Annotated in this window: 4 protein-coding genes; all 4 read right to left on the reverse strand. The window is 29.2% G+C overall.

Annotation, left to right across the window (positions count from 1 at the left end; translation table 11 throughout):
• Nucleotides 1–253: 253 nt before the first annotated feature.
• Nucleotides 254–1,180 (reverse strand): hypothetical protein, encoded by a 927-nt coding sequence (locus BUC06_RS23080; protein ID WP_073336962.1) that lies wholly within the window; start codon nt 1,178–1,180, stop codon nt 254–256.
• Between the two features lie 6 nt (nt 1,181–1,186).
• Complete coding sequence (locus BUC06_RS23085) at nt 1,187–1,825, reverse strand: Fe(II)-2OG oxygenase family protein (protein ID WP_073336964.1); 639 nt, start codon at nt 1,823–1,825, stop codon at nt 1,187–1,189.
• 207 nt (nt 1,826–2,032) lie between these two features.
• Complete coding sequence (herA, locus tag BUC06_RS23090) at nt 2,033–3,838, reverse strand: anti-phage-associated helicase HerA (RefSeq protein ID WP_073336965.1); 1,806 nt, start codon at nt 3,836–3,838, stop codon at nt 2,033–2,035.
• Nucleotides 3,839–5,071 carry a DUF4297 family anti-phage-associated protein gene (locus BUC06_RS23095; protein WP_073336967.1) on the reverse strand — a complete coding sequence of 411 codons (1,233 nt, stop codon included), beginning with the start codon at nt 5,069–5,071 and terminating at the stop codon, nt 3,839–3,841.
• Nucleotides 5,072–5,394: the final 323 nt, after the last annotated feature.

The following is a 5,394-nucleotide window of genomic DNA, read 5'->3' on the forward strand; positions in this document are numbered from 1 at the left end:
AGCTCTAAGATACAAATTCTTGCAATAAAAAACAAGCTATTTTAAACCCAAAATACTAATAATCAGTAAATTATAGGTGGTTTAAGGAGAGACTATGTAGTATTTTACGTGTGGAACATTATTCCTCATATATAAATAAAAGTCATATTTCCATTGAATAGTTGCTGTGATTTTTCATGTAATTTTACTATGATTTCTCTAACAATAAAATTGATCGTTTTTTGAGATTTTTTAAAGTTGTGCAAATTTATAATTAATCATTGCCATAATCAGGTTCAAAATAATCAGCAGGATCAAAGTCATAATATTCCATGGCGTCAAATCTTTCTTCTTGAATAATGTAACCTCCTAATTCCGCAGATTGCAAATAATCATATCCAGAAAGCTTTAGTTCACAGGCCTTACATACGAATTCCGTTGGTAATATTGAAACCTGTCTTATTATTTCTTCACCGTCTAATGTAGGCTCATTTGTTTTTGCAATTTGCCCACTAACTATAGCTTTTGATTTACAAGCGGGGCAATTTATATGCGATGAATAAACTTTTGTAGGATAGATGCCAAATATTCTTGATTTATCAGCAGATTCTCTTAATTCTTTTTGTAAATCCTTTGGTTTTCTGTAGAAATTATCTTTATGGTCTTTAATAAGTTTTTTTACTAAAACTTTAATTTTATTATGATCGTTCTTTATCATTTCCAATGCTATCATAGTGTCCTCATCAGAAATCCAATCATTCATTTCCTTTTCTTGGAAAGTAATAAGCATATTACATATTTTGTAAAAATCAGCTAACCAAATTTTCGTAGGGAAGTCCTCAAATGCTGATCCACCAGAATGCAATTCTCGGTTTCTTCTTTCCATAAAATTCATACATATCTCATATTCCTTATTTGTGAAAGACTCTATAATTTTTGTTAATCTTTCAAAAACTGTTTTCATTGGAACGGATTTAGCTGGTTCTTTCTCATTATAGTAGCCAAAAACGTAAAGTATATTACTTCCTTTTGTCGGATCTGCTAATAAAGCAGGATGAACATAAGCTAAAGTTGATCTAGAAAGTGTTTCTAATGCAATTGAACACCAAAGAGGAAACAGATATGTTGTTTTATCTTGATTATGCGCTGTAAAAGCATTTATTTTTGATTTATTCCATAATAAGTCATGTGTCCAATCCATAATATTTTATTTTATCCAAATTCTTTCTAAGACTCTATCAAATTTATTTGTAGCATTAGCTCTTGAATGAACTAACTTCCAATTGTTAAAAATTATACACTGGTTTTCTTCCCAGTTTATTTCTTCTATAACAGCTTCTTTAATTAATGTATTCATTAATTTTATAGATGTATCAAATTCATTCAAGGCTGGTCGCATACAATCTACATCAAATCTAATCCTAAAATCTTTATTTATTTTTTCAATTAATGTTGAGTAAAATCGCCCCCGACCTCCGTTAACCAATAGTACATCTTTCATCATTTTTTTAATTTCAATTTCTGAAAAATGTGGTATACATAACTTTGTAGGGCAATTTTCAATAGATTTAGGACTTCTTAATATTACAAATTTTGGTGGTGTGTGCAAATACGCTCCGTCTGTATGGTAAGGAAAATCTTTTTCACCATATTTAGCTGATAGAGATTTTTGATTAGTTTCTTCCTTAGTTTTTACAGTTAAACTATCATATAATGCCGTAGAGTTTTTTCTTGATGGAATAATGTCACCAATTTTTTTTGACATTTCAATTAAATCGTCAATATTTTCTGACCAAAACGTTGTCCAATATTTATTTTGTAATTCCTCTGTATTGATTTCTATCATTTACTAAAAATTATTTCGATGTTGATTTTAGCATTAATATTTAGCATCGCTTTTTGAGATTAATTTCATTTATTGTATAGTTTTAGCATCTGGAGAAGAAGCAGATTTCGAAAACGAAAACTGTCTGCCAACGTGGTACGAATCATCAAACTATAACTATGCACCGAAGCTGTACTTTGCCAATCGTATGTTATACTCGTGTTTTTTTTACTTATACCATTCATTTTTCAATTCTTCAAAATTCAAACCCTTCCATTCAGTTTTCCAAAGTTCCCAATATGGGATATCATTTGATGAAGGTTGAGGCTCACATCTATCAATTTTAACTATTGAAGGTAAAATTATAGATTCGCCCACTAGAATTGCTTCACCTTGTTTCAATGAAGTCATCTTGTCAACTAATGAACCTAAAGAATCTGGTAATAATTTTTTAACATAGCTTTGATCCACAGGATTCGTTAGTCTCATTGCAATAAAATTATTGCATTGCGAAAATATTGTTTCAGAGATTTCAGAAGGTCTTTGGCTAGCTAAAAGTAAAGTAACACCATACTTTCTTCCTTCTTTGGCAATCCGTTCAATTGATTTTTTTGACGAACGATATTTAACTAACTCACTGTTTGGCACGTACTTATGCGCCTCTTCATATACAAGTAAAATAGGGACATCATTGTTAATTTTTTCAGATGGATCAGTTGTGCACCTTAATCTTTTATAAAAATATCCATGTTCAAAAATTAATCTTGAAATTAATGAAACTGTAATACTTAGTACTTCAAAAGGAACACCACTTAAATCAATTACAGTAATGTTTGACTTATAGCCAGTTTTATAGCCTAAAAGATTCTCCAAAGTTTTTTCGAATGAAATAGTCTTTGCTTCGGAACCGAATAAAAAAGAAAGACGATCTTGATTAATTTTCTCTTGAAATCTAACAAAAAACTTGTCGAGAGTTCCCTCCGCATAATCTCCTTTCGTTACATTTTGATTTTTTGTTGGATGAAATTGAAATTCGCTTTCAAAATATTTTGAGATTTTTTCTTCTTCACTAAAAAGTAAACCTGTATCAACCGATGTGCTACTGTCTGTGCAAGTATATGAATCATCAACAATCATATATCGGCTAGAAGCTTTTGAATTTTTCGTCTCGTTTTTTAAGTTGTACAAGGCGTTTTGAACTTCGATAATATCAAAAAATAAAGGTGTGTCATAGAAAACTTTAGTAAGACCTGAGTTATGTTTCTTTTTATTCTCTGTAACCAATTTTCTAAATACCGAAGATTGATTGTAATTATCTCTTTCTCCAGTATCTAGAAGAATTTCTTCCAGTTCTTCACTATTTAGTAGCCAATATGGTAACGCAAGGTTCGAAATATCGATATAATTCGCATTGGGAAATGCTGATTTGTATTCTGAATGGATATCAAAAATAATAACATGGGAATTGTTCAATGAAAAATCACCCTCCTTCGTAGAAACTGCTTTCTGAATTATTGATGATAAAGTATGTGACTTTCCAGAACCTGTTGAACCAACAATTGCTATATGCTTATTAAAAAACTTATTTCCATTAACAGGCACTTTTACAGATGGGTTAGCAGCTAAAGTTGAGAAAGTAAAACTTTCTTTTTCTTCTATTGATTCTTCATAGATTTTCTTAATCTCATCAACAGTTGCAGGTATCACATTTTTAGGTGGTATAGCAAGTGAGTCACCTCCTCTTTCAAATTTACCACCTCTTAAAACCCCAAGAGGAAATGCTTCAATTATATGTTCTCTAACATGTTTTGTTTCGCCTTTTTCATCCTTAACGTCTCTAATTGAAATCTGAAAATTTTCAATTATTGTGATTAAACTGGCGTTCTCACTATCCTCAATTTTCAAGTATGAACCTACTTTCAATGTTTCATCAACATTTTTAAATATTTCCAAATCTTTAACTGATATTTTTACTTTATCAGGAAATACAGCAATAACTTGAGCATTCTGCTCCGTTGATTCATTTGAGTCCATCTAAATTATGTTTTTAATTTTACTTAGGTTATCAACTTGGATTTTTACTTCTTTTATAGAAGTTGAATTGTAATCAAAAAATATGTCGTTTAGATAAAACTGATATATTTCAGCCCGTCTACCAGTCAAACTGAGGGTATCATTTAAATATTCCAACCTATTTAGAAATTTAAGCTTGATTTGATGTGAAAGAGCAGGCTTTTTTATTATAGACTTGGGATTGTATTCAGCTCCTTCAAAATCAAAACCATCTGAAATTACAATTTCATCTTCAACTAAATCCTTTTTTAATTCAATTAATTCTAAATTATCTATTCCATGAATATATATATAGGGACAAAATGGCGTAGGTTGATTTATAATTTTTGCGTAATTCTTAACAATTAAGTTTAAGAGAGTCTTGACATCACTTCTTGAATAAGCCTTTGGATCAATTTGAATCAGAAAAAACCGCTCTTTAAATAAAATATTTACGTTGCTAAAATATTCTTTTCTTAAATTAGCATAATGTGCTTTTTCCCCTTTTATTAGAACATACCATTCATTAAATAATATGCTTGAATTATTTACCCGTGTTAAAAATTCAGCTTTTGTAATATTTCTATTTGACTGATTTGAATCTTTAGATATGTCCCTTACTACTCTTAATGCGCTATTGTAAAAATAAAATTCAGATGAAAAGTCGCTACAACTAAATATTGTCTTAAATAAGCTGATAATTTCATTAAATTGCTTTTCAAATTCTATAGCATTTATGTCAATTTCAAGCAATCCAATGAATTCATTTAATTCTGAATCAGTAAGTCCAAGTTCAATATGGTGAAAGTGTTTAACTTTAGTATTGATATTGCTTATTTTTTCAGTCCTAGTATATGTTAAGAAGTTGTCTTTTAAGTTTTGAATATTTATAGGCAGAATCAATTTTGAATGTCCTGATTTGTAATAACCTCTTAATTTATACTTTATTTCAGTCGCATTTCCCAATTTTACATCTTTAAAATGATTCAACATAAGTCTAATTGGCTCTGCAATTACAGAATGATTATATTCAGTCTTCTCGTAATATTTACATTGAATTGCGGTTATTTCTGATGCAGTTGTAATATCAATATCTTCAACTCCTTCGATTAAAATTGACTCTGTGTCATTTGCTAATTTTAATAAAGAAACTATTGAATAGTCAAATTGATAAAAGTAACCTCTAATTGTATCTACTGCGGTTCTATCTGCCATTGTATTCTGCTATGTATTGTCGTTATTTTGAAAAGGTGTAATTTATTTACACATCCGATAAATATATTGCTCTTTAAGCTTTAAAAAATAAATATTCTTTTTATTTAAATGATCTTTTAAAATAATCTCAATTAATCAAAGATAATTAATGTAATCTACTAAAAATTGCGGGATACCGTAAATTACTAAAAAATATGATTTATAAATTCCGAACATGCTATTTTATATTGGGGTCAGTCGACGAAAAGTAAAATTTTGTACGTTAAGGATAAAATCTATTAATATTTGAAATTTAAATAGACTGACTAAATGATTACGCTTTT

The organism is Chryseobacterium carnipullorum, from assembly GCF_900142785.1.
In the GTDB taxonomy this organism is placed as follows: Bacteria; Bacteroidota; Bacteroidia; order Flavobacteriales; family Weeksellaceae; genus Chryseobacterium; species Chryseobacterium carnipullorum.